Annotated in this window: 15 protein-coding genes and 1 tRNA gene; 13 read left to right on the forward strand and 3 right to left on the reverse strand. The window is 63.3% G+C overall.

The features are described 5' to 3' along the window. Nucleotides 1–69 precede the first annotated feature (69 nt). Nucleotides 70–1,305 carry an acyl-CoA dehydrogenase family protein gene (locus JQ621_RS17505; RefSeq protein ID WP_212235922.1) on the forward strand — a complete coding sequence of 412 codons (1,236 nt, stop codon included), beginning with the start codon at nt 70–72 and terminating at the stop codon, nt 1,303–1,305. A 158-nt stretch (nt 1,306–1,463) separates the two neighbouring features. Continuing rightward, on the forward strand, nt 1,464–2,522 hold the full coding sequence (locus JQ621_RS17510; protein WP_212235923.1) for a phosphotransferase family protein: 1,059 nt from the start codon (nt 1,464–1,466) through the stop codon (nt 2,520–2,522). Between the two features lie 166 nt (nt 2,523–2,688). Here the strand turns inward: JQ621_RS17510 and argE are convergent, their stop codons facing one another. Beyond that, nucleotides 2,689–3,876, reverse strand: a complete 1,188-nt coding sequence (gene argE / locus JQ621_RS17515; protein WP_212235924.1) for an acetylornithine deacetylase — start codon at nt 3,874–3,876, stop codon at nt 2,689–2,691. 189 nt (nt 3,877–4,065) lie between these two features. Continuing rightward, complete coding sequence (locus tag JQ621_RS17520; RefSeq protein WP_212235925.1) at nt 4,066–4,851, reverse strand: SDR family NAD(P)-dependent oxidoreductase; 786 nt, start codon at nt 4,849–4,851, stop codon at nt 4,066–4,068. A gap of 133 nt (nt 4,852–4,984) precedes the next feature. Between JQ621_RS17520 and JQ621_RS17525 the strand changes: the two genes are divergently transcribed. The 3 genes from JQ621_RS17525 to JQ621_RS17535 all read left to right on the forward strand — a co-directional run bounded on the left by JQ621_RS17525 (nt 4,985) and on the right by JQ621_RS17535 (nt 8,586). Next, complete coding sequence (locus JQ621_RS17525; protein ID WP_212235926.1) at nt 4,985–5,683, forward strand: histidine phosphatase family protein; 699 nt, start codon at nt 4,985–4,987, stop codon at nt 5,681–5,683. A 68-nt stretch (nt 5,684–5,751) separates the two neighbouring features. Beyond that, entirely contained in the window at nt 5,752–6,519 is a 768-nt protein-coding gene (locus JQ621_RS17530; protein WP_212235927.1) for an SDR family NAD(P)-dependent oxidoreductase, read from the forward strand. Nucleotides 6,520–6,627: 108 nt separating this feature from the next. After that, nucleotides 6,628–8,586, forward strand: coding sequence for an AI-2E family transporter (locus tag JQ621_RS17535; RefSeq protein WP_212236032.1), 1,959 nt, complete (start codon nt 6,628–6,630; stop codon nt 8,584–8,586). A 5-nt stretch (nt 8,587–8,591) separates the two neighbouring features. On the opposite strand, the gene JQ621_RS17540 is transcribed toward JQ621_RS17535, so the two are convergent. Further along, nucleotides 8,592–9,824, reverse strand: coding sequence for a serine hydrolase domain-containing protein (locus JQ621_RS17540; protein ID WP_212235928.1), 1,233 nt, complete (start codon nt 9,822–9,824; stop codon nt 8,592–8,594). Between the two features lie 164 nt (nt 9,825–9,988). On the opposite strand from JQ621_RS17540, the gene JQ621_RS17545 reads away from it, so the two are divergent. From JQ621_RS17545 to rplL, 8 genes are all read left to right on the forward strand, one after another. Further along, nucleotides 9,989–10,064 (forward strand) — tRNA-Trp (locus JQ621_RS17545). 328 nt (nt 10,065–10,392) lie between these two features. Further along, the gene (gene secE / locus JQ621_RS17550) at nt 10,393–10,584 is read left to right on the forward strand and encodes a preprotein translocase subunit SecE (RefSeq protein ID WP_007611620.1); all 192 of its coding nucleotides are present in this window, start codon (nt 10,393–10,395) and stop codon (nt 10,582–10,584) included. Next, a complete protein-coding gene (gene nusG / locus JQ621_RS17555; protein ID WP_212235929.1) occupies nt 10,584–11,144 on the forward strand; it encodes a transcription termination/antitermination protein NusG in 561 nt (186 codons plus the stop codon). The genes secE and nusG overlap by 1 nt, the downstream gene beginning before the upstream one ends. A 131-nt stretch (nt 11,145–11,275) precedes the next feature. Further along, entirely contained in the window at nt 11,276–11,704 is a 429-nt protein-coding gene (gene rplK, locus JQ621_RS17560) for a 50S ribosomal protein L11 (RefSeq protein WP_027554142.1), read from the forward strand. Nucleotides 11,705–11,710: 6 nt separating this feature from the next. Then, complete coding sequence (gene rplA / locus JQ621_RS17565) at nt 11,711–12,403, forward strand: 50S ribosomal protein L1 (protein ID WP_212235930.1); 693 nt, start codon at nt 11,711–11,713, stop codon at nt 12,401–12,403. A gap of 91 nt (nt 12,404–12,494) precedes the next feature. Further along, nucleotides 12,495–13,448, forward strand: a complete 954-nt coding sequence (locus JQ621_RS17570; protein ID WP_212235931.1) for a 2-hydroxyacid dehydrogenase — start codon at nt 12,495–12,497, stop codon at nt 13,446–13,448. Nucleotides 13,449–14,026: 578 nt separating this feature from the next. Further along, nucleotides 14,027–14,545 carry a 50S ribosomal protein L10 gene (rplJ, locus tag JQ621_RS17575; protein ID WP_212235932.1) on the forward strand — a complete coding sequence of 173 codons (519 nt, stop codon included), beginning with the start codon at nt 14,027–14,029 and terminating at the stop codon, nt 14,543–14,545. Nucleotides 14,546–14,599: 54 nt separating this feature from the next. After that, on the forward strand, nt 14,600–14,977 hold the full coding sequence (gene rplL / locus JQ621_RS17580; RefSeq protein ID WP_027549190.1) for a 50S ribosomal protein L7/L12: 378 nt from the start codon (nt 14,600–14,602) through the stop codon (nt 14,975–14,977). Nucleotides 14,978–15,293: the final 316 nt, after the last annotated feature.

The raw sequence follows: 15,293 nt of genomic DNA on the forward strand, positions 1-15,293 counted from the left end.
CGGGCCGCGCCTTGCGGGAGGACAGTCCGGCGCAAAACAGGCTTTCAAAGCAAGACCGAGGAGCGTCCCATGGACTTCGATATGTCGCCCAAGCAGAAGGAATGGCTCGACCGCGTGCAGTCCTTCATGAACAAGCACGTGCGTCCGGCGGTGCCTGTTTATAACGAGCAGGACAAGAGCGGCGAACGCTGGAAGGTCATCCCGGTCCTGGAAGACCTCAAGAAGAAGGCGAAGGCCGAAGGCCTCTGGAACATGTTCATGCCGCCGAACGAGCATGAGGACGATGAATTCCGCGGCGCGGGACTGACCAATCTCGAATATGCGCTGCTGTCGGAAGAGATGGGCCGCATCTCCTGGGCCTCGGAAGTGTTCAACTGCTCCGCACCCGACACCGGCAACATGGAAGTGTTCATGCGCTACGGCTCGAAGGAGCAGAAGCGCAAATGGCTGCGTCCGCTGATGGACGGCGAGATCCGCTCGGCCTTCCTGATGACGGAACCGGCCGTTGCCTCGTCCGACGCCACCAACATCGAGACCAGCATCAAGAAGGATGGCGATCACTACGTCATCAATGGCCGCAAATGGTGGTCGTCCGGTGTCGGCGATCCCCGCTGCAAGATCGCGATCCTGATGGGCAAGACCGATTTCAACGCGGCCAAGCATCAGCAGCAATCGCAGATCCTGGTTCCGCTCGACACCCCAGGCATCAAGGTCGAGAAGATGCTGCCGGTGTTCGGCTTCGATGACGCGCCGCACGGCCACGCCCAGGTGCTGCTCGAGAACGTGCGCGTGCCGAAGGAGAATATCCTGCTCGGCGAAGGTCGCGGCTTCGAGATCGCGCAGGGCCGTCTGGGACCGGGCCGTATTCACCACTGCATGCGCACCATCGGCAAAGCCGAGGAGGCGCTTGAGAAGATGGTGAAGCGGCTGATGTCGCGCACCGCCTTCGGCAAGAAGATCGTCGAACATTCGGTTTGGGAGCAGCGCATCGGCGAGGCCCGCACCAACATCGAGATGACGCGTCTTTTGTGCCTCAAGGCCGCCGACATGATGGACAAGGTCGGCAACAAGACCGCGCAGGCCGAGATCGCCATGATCAAGGTCGCGGCGCCCAACATGGCGCTGAAGATCATCGACGAGGCGATCCAGGCGTTCGGCGGCGCGGGCGTGTCCGACGAAGCGGGTCTTGCCAAGGACTACGCCGGCATCCGCACCCTGCGGCTCGCCGACGGTCCGGACGAGGTGCACAATCGCGCCATTGCCAGACTTGAAGTTCGGAAGTATGCCAACTCTCCCAAGCACTAAGAGGGAGGGCTCGCGGGCGCTCCCTTCACCGTCATTCCGGGGCGATGCGCAGCATCGAACCCGGAATATCGAGATTCCGGGTCTGGTCCTCCGGGCCGCGCTTCGCGGTCCCGCGGACCATCCCGGAATGACGGACAACAAAAAGAGGGAGCGTCATCGTGGCTGACGGCGTCAGGAAAGACGAAGAGTTCTCGGGCACCAAGCCGGTCGAGGAGCGTCATCGCTTCGACGAGCTCAGGCTCGAGGCCTGGATGCGCGAGCACGTCGAAGGCTTTGAAGGCCCGCTGGTCGTCCTGCAGTTCAAGGGCGGCCAGTCCAATCCGACCTACCGGCTCAACACGCCAAAGCGCTCTTACGTGATGCGCCGAAAGCCGTTCGGCAAACTGCTGCCGTCGGCGCATGCGGTCGATCGCGAATACCGCGTCATCGCAGCTCTTGGAAAGCAGGGCTTTCCGGTCGCGCACGCCTATGCACTGTGCCAGGACGACGGCGTCATCGGCGCTGCCTTCTACATCATGTCGATGGAAGAGGGCCGGGTGTTCTGGGATCCGACGCTGCCGAGCCAGGCGCCGGAGGATCGCCGCAAGATCTTCACCAGCAAGATCGAGACGCTGGCCAAGCTCCACATGTACGATCCGGTTGCGATCGGGCTTGGCGATTTCGGCAAATCAGGCAATTATTTCGCGCGCCAGATCGACCGCTGGACCAAGCAGTATCGCGCCTCCGAAACCCAGCACATTCCGGAGTTCGAGAAGGTCGCCGAATGGCTGCCGAAGACCGTGCCCGAGCAGGCGCGCGTCTCGATCGTCCACGGCGACTATCGCCTCGACAACATGATTTTCCACCCGACGGAACCGCGCGTGCTGGCCGTGCTGGACTGGGAGCTCTCCACGCTTGGCGATCCCATGGCCGACTTCACCTATCTGTTGATGCAGTGGGTCATGCCGGGCCTTGAAGGCGCCGACCTCAAGGCACTCAACATCCCGAGCGTGGAGGAAGCCGCGCAGATCTATTGCAACGTCACCAGGATGACGGTGCCTGATCTCAACTGGTACTTCGCCTACAATCTGTTCCGCCTCGCCGGCATCACGCAAGGCATCGCCGGCCGCGTCCGCGACGGCACCGCCGCCAACGCCAAGGCGCTGGAATCCGCCAAACGCACCGTGCCGCTGTCGAAGGCGTCGTGGGACTACGCGCAGAAGGCGGGCGCAGTGTGAGCCAGACGAAGGCGCGGTCGATGGCCGCGCCTTTTTTGTTTCGTGATTCCCGGATGTTTCTGCAGTCTCCGTCATTGCGAGCGTAGCGAAGCAATCCAGTATCTTTCCGCGGTGGCGGTCTGGATTGCTTCGTCGCTTCGCTCCTCGCAATGACGAACAGAGGCGCTTAATCCTTCGCGCAATGCGCGATCAGCCTCTCCACAAACGCCGCGCACTTCTCCAGCTCGGCCATCTCCACGAACTCATCCGGCGTGTGCGCCTGCGCGATCGAGCCGGGGCCGATCACGACCGAGGGGATATCGGCAAGGCTGGTGAACAGGCTCGCCTCGGTGCCGAAAGCGACCTTGGCGTGGTCGTTGCGCCCCGCAAGGCTCTTGGCCAGCGTGACGATGGAGGCATCGGCCTTGGTGTCGAGGGCGGGGTAGTCGAGGATCTCCTCGAAGTCGATGCCGCATTCGGGTTGTCGCGCCTTCATCGCGGGCTCGAGCTCGGCCTTGGCCCAGGCGACGATCGCGTCCGTCACCTCGCGCGACTCGGTAATGCCGATGCCGCGGCATTCGAAATCCACCGTGCAGGTATCAGGCACGATGTTCAGCGCTGCGCCGCCATGCACGATGCTGGTCAGCAGCGTCGAGTGCGGAACGTCATAGAGACTGTTGCGCTCGGCCTCGGCCGCGAGCTTCACCGCGCGGCGGCGGATCTCGGTGATCATCTCGGCGGCATATTCGATGGCGTTGACGCCGTCAGGCGCGATCGAGGAGTGCCGTGCGAGCCCGTGGAAGGTTGCGCGCACGCCGTGCTTGCCCTTGTGGCCGATGATGACCTTCATCTCGGTCGGCTCGCCGATGAAGGCGCCGAGCGGCCGCATTTTCTTCTTCGCGATCTCGGCCAGCATCGGCCTCACGCCGATGCAGCCGATCTCCTCGTCATAGGAGATGGCGAGATGGATCGGCGTGTTGAGTTTTGCTTCCAGCATCTCCGGCACCATGGCGAGGCACACCGCGACAAATCCCTTCATGTCGGTGGTGCCGCGGCCGAACAGCTTGCCGTCGCGCTCGACCAGCTTGAATGGATCGTGGCTCCAGTCCTGACCGACGACCGGCACGACGTCGGTATGGCCTGACAGCACGAGGCCGGGCTTGTCCTCAGGCCCGATCGTCACCCAAAGCGAAGCCTTCGTGCCGGTCTTGTCGGTGATGCGCTCGCCCTTGACGCCGAGGAAGGCGAGATAGCTCTCGATATGCGCGATCAGCGGCAAATTGGTGCGGTCGCTGATCGTATCGAAGGCAACAAGCTCGGCGAGCATGTTGCGGATGCGATCGGGACGTGAGCTCGGGAAGATCGGATTGGGCATGTCACGTTCTTGTCGGAGGAAGATGCAGGCTCAGGCGCCTGCATGAACCATACCAACGGCCTGGCCGATCGGGCAAATCAACAACGCGCAGGGAAGGCCGGATGTTTCGGCTTCACCTGTATGCCGCTGCGATGCATCGCATCGCACACCTCGCACCTCGGGATGACGGAACGAACAAGAGCGATCATGCTAAACCGGCTTGCCCGTATACGGCATCGAGGCCGTGAGACCACCATCCACCGGGAACGCCTGGCCGTTCACATACGACGCCTCATCGCTGGCCAAAAAGAGTCCCATCGCCGCGAGTTCGTGCGGCTGGCCGGGGCGCTTGAGGGGATTGAGCTGGCCGATCTTGTCCTGGGTGCCGCGCTCCTTGGCGCGGTCGAAGATCGGCTTGGTCATGCCTGTTTCAATCAGGCCAGGGCAGACCGCATTGATGCGCACGCCGGTGCCGGTGAGCGAATAGGCCGTGGTTTGCACGAGGCTGATCACGCCGGCCTTGCTTGCCGCATAAGGATGCCCGCTCGCGCCGGCCTTGAGGCCAGCAACGGACGCGGTGAGCACGATCGCGCCCGATTGCTGCTTGACCATGTGCGGCATCGCGTGCTTGACCGCGAGGAACGGTCCGATCAGGTTGACGCGCAGCACTTCCTGCCAGTGCTCCACGGTCTGCTCGCCGAGCGGAACGAGCCCGCCGGAAACGCCGGCATTGGCCCAGATGACGTCGAGCCTGCCATGCGTCTTCACCGCCTTGTCGATCACGGCCATGACGTCCTTCTCGGAGCCGGCGTCAGCGAGCATTGCTTCGGCGACACCGCCCGCCTTCTTGATCTCCTCGACGGTTTCCTTCACCGCCTCGGTGCGATCGACCGCGATCAGCTTGGCGCCTTCCTTGGTGAAGAGGTGTGCGGCCGCGCGACCGATTCCGCTGCCGGCGCCGGTGATGATGACGGATTTGCCTTCGAGGCGGCCCATGTGTTTCTCCCTTTGGTACGCGCGCGACGCTTGCCGCACGACGGAATTTCAAACAGAATTTCAAACGGTAAAGTGTCTTGAGACACGTTCGCTACTCACGTACAGCGACATCACACGGGATGGAAGGGTTTCGATGGCAGCCGCAGACAAGCCTGATGTGGTCACGACGCGGTGGTGGTGGGTTCGTCACGCGCCGGTGCGCAATGACGGCGGCAACATCTACGGACAGAGCGATCTTCCCTGCGACACCAGCGACACGTATGTGTTCAACGCCGTTGCCAAGGTGCTGCCGCGCAACGCGGTCTGGTATTCGAGCAATCTGATGCGCACACACCAGACGGCGGATGCGATCTGGGCGGCCGGCTACCCGAAGCCCGCGTCGATGAAGTGGGAGGCCGATCTTGCCGAACAGAATCTCGGACAATGGCAAGGCATGAACCGCGCCCGGTTCATCGCGAGCCGCCCGGTGGGATCGAACTGGTTCGCTGATATCAACGAGCCCGCGCCCGGCGGCGAAAGCTTCATGGATCTCTATAACCGCGCGCGCCGCACCATCGAGCGGATCAATGCCGAGGCCGCCGGCCGGGACGTGATCGCGGTCGCGCATGGCGGCACCATCAAGGCGGCGATCGGTCTCGCGCTCGACGGCCAGGTGGAGCGGGCGCTGTCGTTCGACATCGACAACGTCTCGATCACGCGGCTCGATCATTTCGCCAGCCCCGAGCGCTCGGTCTGGCGGGTGCCGATGGTGAACCAGCAGCCGTGGATTGCCGATGCTGCGCATGCAGAGCTGCATCAGTTGGCGGGACCGGAAGTCAAGAAGCTCGCCTGAGCAATTGTCCGCGCAGGCGGACGCGACGTAGGCTTCAAGAAATTCAAATCACACTCTGGGAGAGAAACATGACCTTGTTCGACATGAAGGGGAAAGTCGCCGTCATCACCGGCTCGACGCGCGGCATCGGGCTTGCGATCGCCGAGCGCATGGCGGAGCACGGCGCCAAGGTCGTGATCTCCTCGCGCAAGGCCGATGTCTGCGATCAGGTCGCGACTAGCATCAACGACAAGTTCGGCAAGGGCACCGCGGTCGCGATCGCCGCCAACATCTCGTCGAAGGAAAATCTGCAGAACCTCGTCGACGAGAGCAATCGGGCCTTCGGCAAGATCGACGTGCTGGTCTGCAACGCGGCGTCGAACCCGTATTACGGTCCGCTCGCCGGCATCTCCGACGATCAGTTCCGAAAAATTCTCGACAACAACATCGTCGCCAACAACTGGCTGATCTCGATGGTGGTGCCGCAGATGATCGAGCGCAAGGACGGCTCGGTGATCATCGTCTCCTCGATCGGCGGCCTGAAGGGCTCGACCATTCTCGGCGCCTACGCGATCTCGAAGGCCGCCGACATGCAGCTCGCGCGCAACCTCGCCTGCGAATACGGCAAGCACAACATCCGCGTGAACTGCATCGCGCCCGGCCTGATCAAGACCGACTTCGCGAAGGCGCTGTGGGACAATCCGGAGAACCTGAAGGCTTCGACCGCGCGCTCGCCGCTGCTGCGCATCGGCATCCCCGACGAGATCGCGGGCGCGGCGGTGTTTCTGGGCTCTGCGGCCGGCGACTTCATGACCGGCCAGACCATGGTGATCGACGGCGGCGCGACGATCAGCTGATCTCGCCCACCTGCAGGGAAGGTGGTTGGAAGGAACCAACCACTTTCGGGCTCGTTAGTCTGGCATCCAGCCTTGACCGGCATGGCAGGCGAGGCTGAAGCCAGACAGATGATCCCGACGGTGATCAAGCCGCAATCTCCCGACGACGTCTCCGCCATGGTTGTTGCGGTGGGCGCGGCGATCCTGACCATGATCATCGTCGCGGCTCTTTATCTCGGGCGGGAAATCTTCGTTCCCGTCGCGCTCGCCATCCTGCTCAGCTTCGTCCTCGCCGCTCCCGTCAGGTTGCTACAGCGTCTTCACGCCCCGCGCGCACTGGCTGTTGTCGGGGTCGTGCTCTTCGCCTTTGCGATCATTTTTGCCTTGGGAAGCGTGATCGCGACGCAGCTCAACGGTTTGGCCGGCGATTTGCCGAAATACCAGGCCACGATCCTGTCCAAGATTCAGTCGGTGCGCGGCGTTGCCGGAGGCAGTTCCACGCTGGAACGGGCGGCCGGCATGCTGCAGGATCTCGGCAAGGAGTTGGACAAGCCGAAGGCGGTGGCTCCCGCCAATCCTCTGACAGGCGGGACGCCAATCTCCGGCGTCAAACCGGTCCCGGTCGAGGTGTTGCAGCCCGATCCCGGCGCGCTCGAGAGCCTGCGCTCGCTGATCGCCCCTCTGGTGTCGCCGCTGGCGACGACGGGCATCATCGTCATCTTCGTGATCTTCATCCTGATTCAGCGTGAGGATCTCCGCAACCGCCTGATCAGGCTGGCTGGCTCCCACGATCTGCAGCGCACGACGGCGGCCCTCGACGACGCCGCAGCGCGCTTGAGCCGGCTCTTCCTCAATCAACTTATGCTCAATACGGGCTTCGGCGTGCTGATCGGCACCGGCCTGTGGCTGATCGGAATTCCCAGTGCGGCGTTGTGGGGCATTCTCGCCGCCGTGCTGCGCTTCGTGCCTTATATCGGCTCGATCATAGCTGCGGCGTTTCCGCTCGCGCTCGCGGTAGCGGTCGATCCGGGCTGGTGGATGCTGGTATGGACCGCAGCGCTGTTCTTCATCATCGAGCCGCTGGTCGGGCAGGTGGTTGAACCACTGTTGTACGGCCGCACCACCGGTCTTTCCCCCGTCGCCGTCGTCGTTTCCGCGACCTTCTGGACGGCGCTGTGGGGACCGATTGGGCTGGTGCTCGCCACGCCACTGACCGTCTGCCTGGTCGTGCTGGGCCGACACGTCGAAAGACTGTCCTTTCTCGACATCATGTTTGGCGATCGACCGGCGCTGTCGCCTCCGGAGATTTTCTATCAGCGCATGCTGGCCGGCGACCCAACCGAAGCAGCCGAGAAGGCGGAGCAATTTCTCAAGGAGAGATCGCTCGCGGCCTATTACGATGACGTCGCGCTCAAGGGCCTGCAACTGGCGCAGTCAGACCTCGATCGCGCCGCGCTGGACCGGACGCGGCTCGCGCGCATTCGCGATACCGTTGTTGAATTCGTCGACGACCTCTCGGACCAGGAGGATGGTCATCCCGTTGGAAATGAGCGCACCGTGGATGCCGAAGCGGTCGATGCAGTCGAAGCCGTCGCCAACGACCAGCCGGATATCCCCGTGCTCGATGCAGCGGCCCTCGCGGAGCAATTTCGCGGCGAAAATGCCGTACTCTGCATTGGAGGCCGAACCATGCTCGACGAGGCCGGTGCCATCATGCTCTCGCAGTTGTGCCGCGCGCACGGCGTGGGCAGCCGAGTGGAAGGCCCGCAAGCGTTGTCGACGGCAAATATTTTCGGCCTCGATACGTCAGGCGTGGCGTTGATCTGCCTGAGCTACATTGGTCTCACGAGCCCGGCCCATCTGCGCTATGCGGTGCGCCGGCTTCGCCGCAAGCTGCCGAAGGCATCCATCATGGTCGGATGCTGGGCGGAGGGTGTCACGAATATCGACGAACTGCGCGAGACGGCGAAGGCGGATTTGTTTGCCACCTCTCTGCGAGAGGCGGCGCAAATCGTCGTCTCCATGGCGCAAGGCCAAGCTGGCTCCGCGTCCTCTGTCGCGGAGCCTGTCTTGCTGGCGAGTGCCTGACGGCGCTAGTCCACCGCCGCATAAACCAGATTCCGCACCAGTGTCCGCGTAAAATCGCGCTGGCCCGGGCCCTGGGTCATGAACACCGTGAACAGATCCTCCTTCGGATCAACCCAGAAGAACGTGCCGGCAATGCCGCTCCAGAAATACTGGCCGACGCTGCCGGGGAAGGGCGCGATGCCGGCCTCGCGACGGACGGCGAAGCCGAGACCAAAGCCGTGGCCGGGCGACAGCAGGGTGCCGTTGGTCACGACATCAGGGCCGAGGTGATCGGACGCCATCAGCTCCAGCGTCTTGCGGCCGATGATCCTGGCACCTTCCAGCGTGCCGCCATTGCGCAGCATCAGCGCGAAGCGGGCGTAGTCCATCGTGGTCGAGACCAGGCCGCCGCCGCCTGACTCCATCACCGGCTGCTCGAGCATGTTGAACAGTGCGACCTTGTCGCCGGTCCAGGGATCGGCTTCGAACGGCTGGGCGAGCCTGCCGGCATTGGCCTCGGAGGTCGAGAAGCCGGTCTCGCCCATCTGCAAGGGTGCGAGGATACGTTCGGCGAGGAACGTGCCGAGCGACTTGCCGCTGACGACTTCGATGATGCGGCCGAGGATGTCGGTGGAGCGGCTGTAGTTGAACTCGTCGCCCGGGTGGCAGACCAGCGGGAAGCTCGCGACCAGTGCCGCATGTTCGGCATTGGTGATCTTGCGGCTGCGGACGCGGGACTCCTGGTAGATCTTGTGCACGGGGCCGTCGCCCTGGTGCTCATAGGTGAGACCCGAGGTGTGGCGGAGCAGGTCCTGCACCGTCATCGGCCGCTTCGGCGAAACCAGTTCAAGCTTGCCGCCGCTGACGACACCGACCTTCTGGTCGGCAAATTCCGGAATGAACTTGGCCACGGGATCGCCGAGGAGGAGATGGCCGTCCTCGACCAGCGCCATGATGCCGACGGAGACGATCGGCTTGGTCATCGAGAAGATCCGGAAGATCGAGTCAAGCGCCATCGCCGGGCCTGCCGGACCCTGCTTGCCGAGGGCCTCGAACCAGCCGACCTGGCCGCCCCGAGCCACCAGCACGGTCACCCCGGGAACGGTTCCCTTGTCGATCTCGCGCTTGAACGCATCCGACATCGCCTGGAGGCGGCGGCGCGACAGGCCCAGCGTTTCGGGCCTGGCCTCGGGCAAAGGCGGGGTTTTCGGCGCGGTCGAGGGGCGGGTGGCGGCTGCGGTCGACGCTAGGGTCGTCATGGGGGCTCCCGATTGTTCTTGGTTATCGGGGAGGGAGAGTGGCCCAGAAGCCGCTGCATAAACAAGCGAAGCCAGCGCGCCTCACCCTTGCAATCCGTCCTTGCAATCCAGCCGTCCCTTGTGCTTGAAAGCGCCCCTGATCCGGCGGCGACGCGAGGGTCCGTAGGAGTGTAGCTCAATTGGTAGAGCACCGGTCTCCAAAACCGGGGGTCGCAGGTTCGAGCCCTGCCACTCCTGCCAGCTCATCCGGAAAATTCAGGATCGACAGGCAGGACAGCGGCGGGCCGAAGGTTCGGACCGTGGGTCATACGCGCCCGGTAAGCCCTTGATCCGCATTGCCTCCGTCAGCCGGCCTCGCGCGTGTTCCGCGCCGGCCACGCCTTGACCTTTCGCCCCACCCGCAGTACATACGCGGCACTCGCAGCCGGCCCGTGAGATACGGATATCCGGCGCGGCTTTGAAATCCCCCGAACATCAGAGCCCGGTTTTCCGGCTCATCCTTCGAGACAGAGGGCTGGGCCACATCAGGCTGTTCGGATCCCCGAAATCCTTAATGGCGTCTCAAACGATGGCAGTCAGCCCGTTCAAGTTCTTGCAGGAAGTGCGCTCGGAGACCGCCAAGGTCACCTGGCCGACCCGTCGTGAGACCACGATCACCACCATCATGGTGTTCGTGATGGTCGCCGTGGCCTCGATCTTCTTCTTCGCCGCCGACCAGATCATCCGCTACCTCATCACCTTCCTTTTGGGCATTCACTGATGGCAACAGCAGCCGCCGCAACCCAATCGTCCGACAAGCGCTGGTACATCGTCCACGCCTATTCGAACTTCGAGAAGAAGGTCGCCGAATCGATCCGCGAGCAGGCCAAGCAGCGCGGGCTCGAGGAATTGTTCGAACTGGTGCTGGTTCCGACCGAAAAGGTCACGGAAGTGCGCCGCGGCCGCAAGATCGACGCCGAGCGCAAGTTCTTCCCGGGCTACGTGCTGGTGAAGATGAAGCTGACCGACGAGGCGTTTCATCTGATCAAGAACACCCCGAAGGTCACGGGCTTCCTCGGCGCCGAGAACAAGCCGATGCCGATCTCGGAGAACGAGGCCATGCGCATCCTGCACCAGGTGCAGGAGGGCGTGGAACGGCCGAAGGCGTCGGTGTCGTTCGAGATCGGCGAGAACGTGCGCGTGGCCGACGGCCCGTTCGCTTCGTTCTCCGGTGTCGTCGAGGAAATCGACGAGGCCCGCTCGCGCGTGAAGGTCGCGGTGTCGATCTTCGGCCGCGCAACGCCGGTCGAACTGGAATTCGGTCAGGTCGAGAAGGTCTGACCGGACGAGGCGCGAGGCTTCAGCCCCGCGCGACAAGAGGCCGTGGGAGGACGAGGGCGGTTGCCAGCCGTTCAAGGTCCCGACCACGAACCTGAAACCGCCGGCGCCAGCCGGCTCAACAGGAGTGATACATGGCAAAGAAAGTGACCGGATACCTGAAGCTTCAGGTCCCGGCCGGTGCGGCGAATCCTTCGCCCCCGATCGGTCCCGCGCTTGGTCAGCGCGGTCTCAACATCATGGAGTTCTGCAAGGCGTTCAACGCCCAGACCCAGAAGGAAGAGAAGAACACCCCGATCCCCGTGATCATCACCATCTATGCGGACCGTTCCTTCACCTTCGAGATGAAGACGCCGCCGATGTCCTTCTTCCTCAAGCAGGCTGCCAAGATCCAGTCCGGCTCGAAGGCGCCGGGCCGTGACAAGGCCGGCAAGGTGACCAAGGCGCAAGTGCGTGAGATCGCCGAGAAGAAGATGAAGGATCTCAATTGCGACACCATCGAATCGGCCATGAAGATGGTCGAGGGCTCTGCCCGTTCGATGGGTCTGGAAGTTGCGGGGTAAGCGGCTATGGCAATCGGAAAGCGTTTGAACAAAGCCCGCGAAGGTGTTGATCGCGAAAAGCTTTACCCGCTCGCGGACGCCATCAAGATGGTCAAGGAACGCGCGAAAGCGAAGTTCGACGAGACCATCGAGGTCGCGATCAATCTCGGTGTCGATCCGCGTCACGCCGACCAGATGGTCCGCGGCGTCGTGACGCTGCCGAACGGCACCGGACGTACGCTCCGCGTCGGCGTGTTTGCCCGTGGCGCCAAGGCAGATGAAGCCAGGGCCGCCGGTGCTGACGTCGTCGGCGCCGAAGACCTGGTCGAGAAGGTGCAGAACGGCGCGATCGATTTCGACCGCTGCATCGCCACCCCCGACATGATGCCGCTGGTCGGCCGTCTCGGTAAGGTGCTCGGCCCGCGCGGCCTGATGCCGAACCCGAAGATCGGCACCGTGACCATGGACGTCACCGGTGCGGTGAAGGGTGCCAAGGGCGGCTCGGTCGAGTTCCGTGTCGAGAAGGCTGGCATCCTGCAGGCCGGCGTCGGCAAGGCCTCGTTCTCCGAGGAGAAGCTGGTCGAGAACATCAAGGCTCTGGCTGACGCGGTCGCGAAGGCCAAGCCGGCTGGCTCCAAGGGCACCTACATCCAGCGCGTTGCGGTGTCCTCGACGATGGGCCCGGGCGTGAAGGTCGAGCCGGGCACGATTCTCGGCTGAGGTTTGGAATTTGCATGAGGCGAGGGGCGGGATCGGGCGACCGATTCCGCCCCTCGTCGTTTGTGGGTGTGATTCATCGGAAACAAGAACAATGGCTGACAAGGTCCTGATCTATTCGCGCTTTCCCAAGACGATGCTGGCGCGCTTTGCCGAGCGGTTCGAACTGCTCGACACCGGTGGCAAGGCTGCGAGCGAGGTGTTTCCGACCGAAGAGCTGAGCGGCATCCGCGCGCTGCTGACCGCGGGCGGCTCACCGCTCGGCGCGGAGGCGATGGACCTGTTTCCAAAGCTCGGCGCCATTGTCTGCTACGGCACTGGCTATGACGGTGTCGACCTGGAGGCGGCCGCGGCGCGCAAGATTGCGGTCGGCCACAGCCCCGGCGCCAATGCCGCCTCGGTCGCCGACATCGCGATGACGCTGATGCTGGCGACGACCCGCCGGCTCCTTGTCGCGGACCAATATGTCCGCAGCGGCGATTGGGCGGCCTCGAAGCAATCGCCGCTGATGCGCCCGCAGGCCGGCATGCCCGGCCGCCGCATCGGCGTCTACGGCATGGGCGAGATCGGGCGCAAGATCGCGGCGCGCTGCGCCGCCTTTGAGAGCGAAGTCGGTTATTTCAGCCGCACCAAATACGATCTGCCCTATCAACATTTTCCATCACTGGAGGCGCTGGCCGACTGGTGCAGCGTGCTGATGGTTGCGGTCCGGGCGGGGGCCGAGACCCAGCACGTCGTCAACGCCGATATCCTCAAGCGCCTCGGCGCGGACGGCTATGTCGTCAATATCTCGCGCGGTTCGGTCATTGACGAGAAGGCCCTGGTCGCCGCGCTGACTGACAAGACCATCGCCGGTGCCGGCCTCGACGTCTTCGAGAAGGAACCGCATGCCCCCGACGCGCTGACGGCGCTGCCCAATGTAGTGCTCGCTCCGCATATCGGCGGACACACCCTCGAATCGCATCTGGCCATGCAGGGATGCGTCCTTGCCAACCTCAGCGCATTTTTCGAGGGCAAGCCGCTGCCTTACGAGGTCAAATCGGCCTGAATCGGCCGTTATCGGGCCGCCTCAAGCCCGGAGGGCAACGGATTGGAACTGGTGTGAATTTTGCTCTTGGCAATCCGGCGGAGAGCGGTTAAAGAACCGCTTCCGGACGTGCCGGCCTTGGCTGGCGCGTTCGTGCACGCATTCCGAAAACCCGACACGCAGGAGATCATTCCTTTTCAGGACGTCCGTAAGGATTTGCCCGGAAAAGGAAGGAAAATCCATCGGCCGGTGGGATGCGGGCAGAGGTCAGGCGGTTCGCCGGCTGGCCTTGTCCTGTCCAAGACTGCAGGCGCCCGCGGGAAGTTTCGATTTCTCAACGGCTTAATCGCATGGCCTGCATAGACGGGTGAAGACCGGATTTCACTTCGCTTCTCACTTGAGGGTGGTCGCGAAAGGAGTTTGGTTCGGACCTCGACACGCCGTGGGCTCTTAAGAGCTCCCGGAGGGCAGGCTTTGAATTGTCGTCTTGCCCGGCGCGTCCGATGGGTTTTTGCCCTGAGGTTCAGGTTTGGGCGGGACGATGGGTGCAACCCGGCGGTCCCGCTTTTGCGATGACCGCCAACCGGAAAGAGCTTGCTGTGGAACGAGCGGCAAAAAAGGAAGCGGTCGAACAGCTCAATGGGGTCTTCAAGACCACGAGCGTCGCGGTCGTTGCCCAATATTCCGGCCTGACCGTTGCCCAGATGCAGAAGCTGCGCACGCAGATGAAGCAGGCTGGCGCCTCGGTGAAGGTCTCGAAGAACCGTCTCGCCAAAATTGCTCTTGAAGGCACTGACGTCGTTGCCATCGGCCCCATGCTGAAGGGGCCGACCGTGATCGCCACTTCGAACGATCCGGTAGCGGCGCCAAAGGTCGCCATCGAATTCGCCAAGACGAATGAAAAGTTCATCATCGTCGGCGGCTCGATGGGAAAGACCGTCCTGAATGTCGACGGCGTGAAGGCGCTTGCCTCGCTGCCGTCGCTTGACGAACTGCGCGGCAAGATCGTCGGCCTGCTCGTGGCCCCGGCGACCAAGCTCGCTCAGCTCGCCAACGCGCCCGCGGGCAAGCTCGCGCGCGTCATCCAGGCTCATGCCTCAAAGGGCGAAGCGGCCTGACGCCCTTCGCAAAACTCAAACCCGAACCAGACTTACATTCAAGGAAACTGAACAATGGCTGACTTGCAGAAGATCGTTGACGACCTCTCGAGCCTCACCGTGCTCGAGGCTGCCGAACTGGCGAAGCTCCTCGAAGAGAAGTGGGGCGTTTCTGCTGCCGCGGCTGTCGCCGTGGCTGGCCCGGCTGGCGGTGGCGCGGCCGCTGCTCCGGCGGAAGAGAAGACCGAGTTCACGGTCGTTCTCGCCAGCGCCGGCGACAAGAAGATCGAGGTCATCAAGGAAGTCCGCGCCATCACCGGCCTGGGCCTGAAGGAAGCAAAGGACCTCGTCGAGGGCGCGCCGAAGCCTGTCAAGGAAGGCGTGAACAAGGAAGAGGCTGACAAGATCAAGGCCCAGCTCGAGAAGGCTGGCGCCAAGGTCGAGCTCAAGTAAGCAACGCTTACGGACGGGGTCCCGCGCGATGGTTCGGGACCCTGGTCCACCCCCCAAAGGGGTGGGCCTGATGCAAAAGGCGTGCGACGGATCGTCCCGACGTGAGCCAAACACGAAAAAGTGTGGGGATTTGAGGGTTTAACCCTCGAATCTGCACTATTGTCGCCCCATATCGGGTCGACAGCACGAAAGCGCGGTGGGCAGGGATGCCGGATTTCCCTGTAAGCCGTTGGGAGAGCAAGCTATTTCGGGCTTTTTCAGTCCGTGAAGACGATCGTTGTGACGGGCGGGCGCGCGCTAGCGCCCCGCACGTCGT

The organism is Bradyrhizobium manausense (genome assembly GCF_018129685.1).
Lineage (GTDB): Bacteria > Pseudomonadota > Alphaproteobacteria > Rhizobiales > Xanthobacteraceae > Bradyrhizobium > Bradyrhizobium manausense_D.

Bases quoted from the DNA above. Each gene is read 5' to 3' on its own strand.
- JQ621_RS17570 (WP_212235931.1), top strand. From the start codon at position 12,495: ATGGCTGACAAGGTCCTGATCTATTCGCGCTTTCCCAAGACGATGCTG.
- JQ621_RS17525 (WP_212235926.1), top strand. From the start codon at position 4,985: ATGGCAGCCGCAGACAAGCCTGATGTGGTCACGACGCGGTGGTGGTGG.
- JQ621_RS17540 (WP_212235928.1), bottom strand. From the start codon at position 9,824: ATGACGACCCTAGCGTCGACCGCAGCCGCCACCCGCCCCTCGACCGCG.
- JQ621_RS17505 (WP_212235922.1), top strand. From the start codon at position 70: ATGGACTTCGATATGTCGCCCAAGCAGAAGGAATGGCTCGACCGCGTG.
- rplL (WP_027549190.1), top strand. From the start codon at position 14,600: ATGGCTGACTTGCAGAAGATCGTTGACGACCTCTCGAGCCTCACCGTG.
- rplA (WP_212235930.1), top strand. From the start codon at position 11,711: ATGGCAATCGGAAAGCGTTTGAACAAAGCCCGCGAAGGTGTTGATCGC.
- secE (WP_007611620.1), top strand. From the start codon at position 10,393: ATGGCAGTCAGCCCGTTCAAGTTCTTGCAGGAAGTGCGCTCGGAGACC.
- argE (WP_212235924.1), bottom strand. From the start codon at position 3,876: ATGCCCAATCCGATCTTCCCGAGCTCACGTCCCGATCGCATCCGCAAC.
- JQ621_RS17530 (WP_212235927.1), top strand. From the start codon at position 5,752: ATGACCTTGTTCGACATGAAGGGGAAAGTCGCCGTCATCACCGGCTCG.
- rplK (WP_027554142.1), top strand. From the start codon at position 11,276: ATGGCAAAGAAAGTGACCGGATACCTGAAGCTTCAGGTCCCGGCCGGT.
- nusG (WP_212235929.1), top strand. From the start codon at position 10,584: ATGGCAACAGCAGCCGCCGCAACCCAATCGTCCGACAAGCGCTGGTAC.
- JQ621_RS17520 (WP_212235925.1), bottom strand. From the start codon at position 4,851: ATGGGCCGCCTCGAAGGCAAATCCGTCATCATCACCGGCGCCGGCAGC.
- JQ621_RS17535 (WP_212236032.1), top strand. From the start codon at position 6,628: ATGATCCCGACGGTGATCAAGCCGCAATCTCCCGACGACGTCTCCGCC.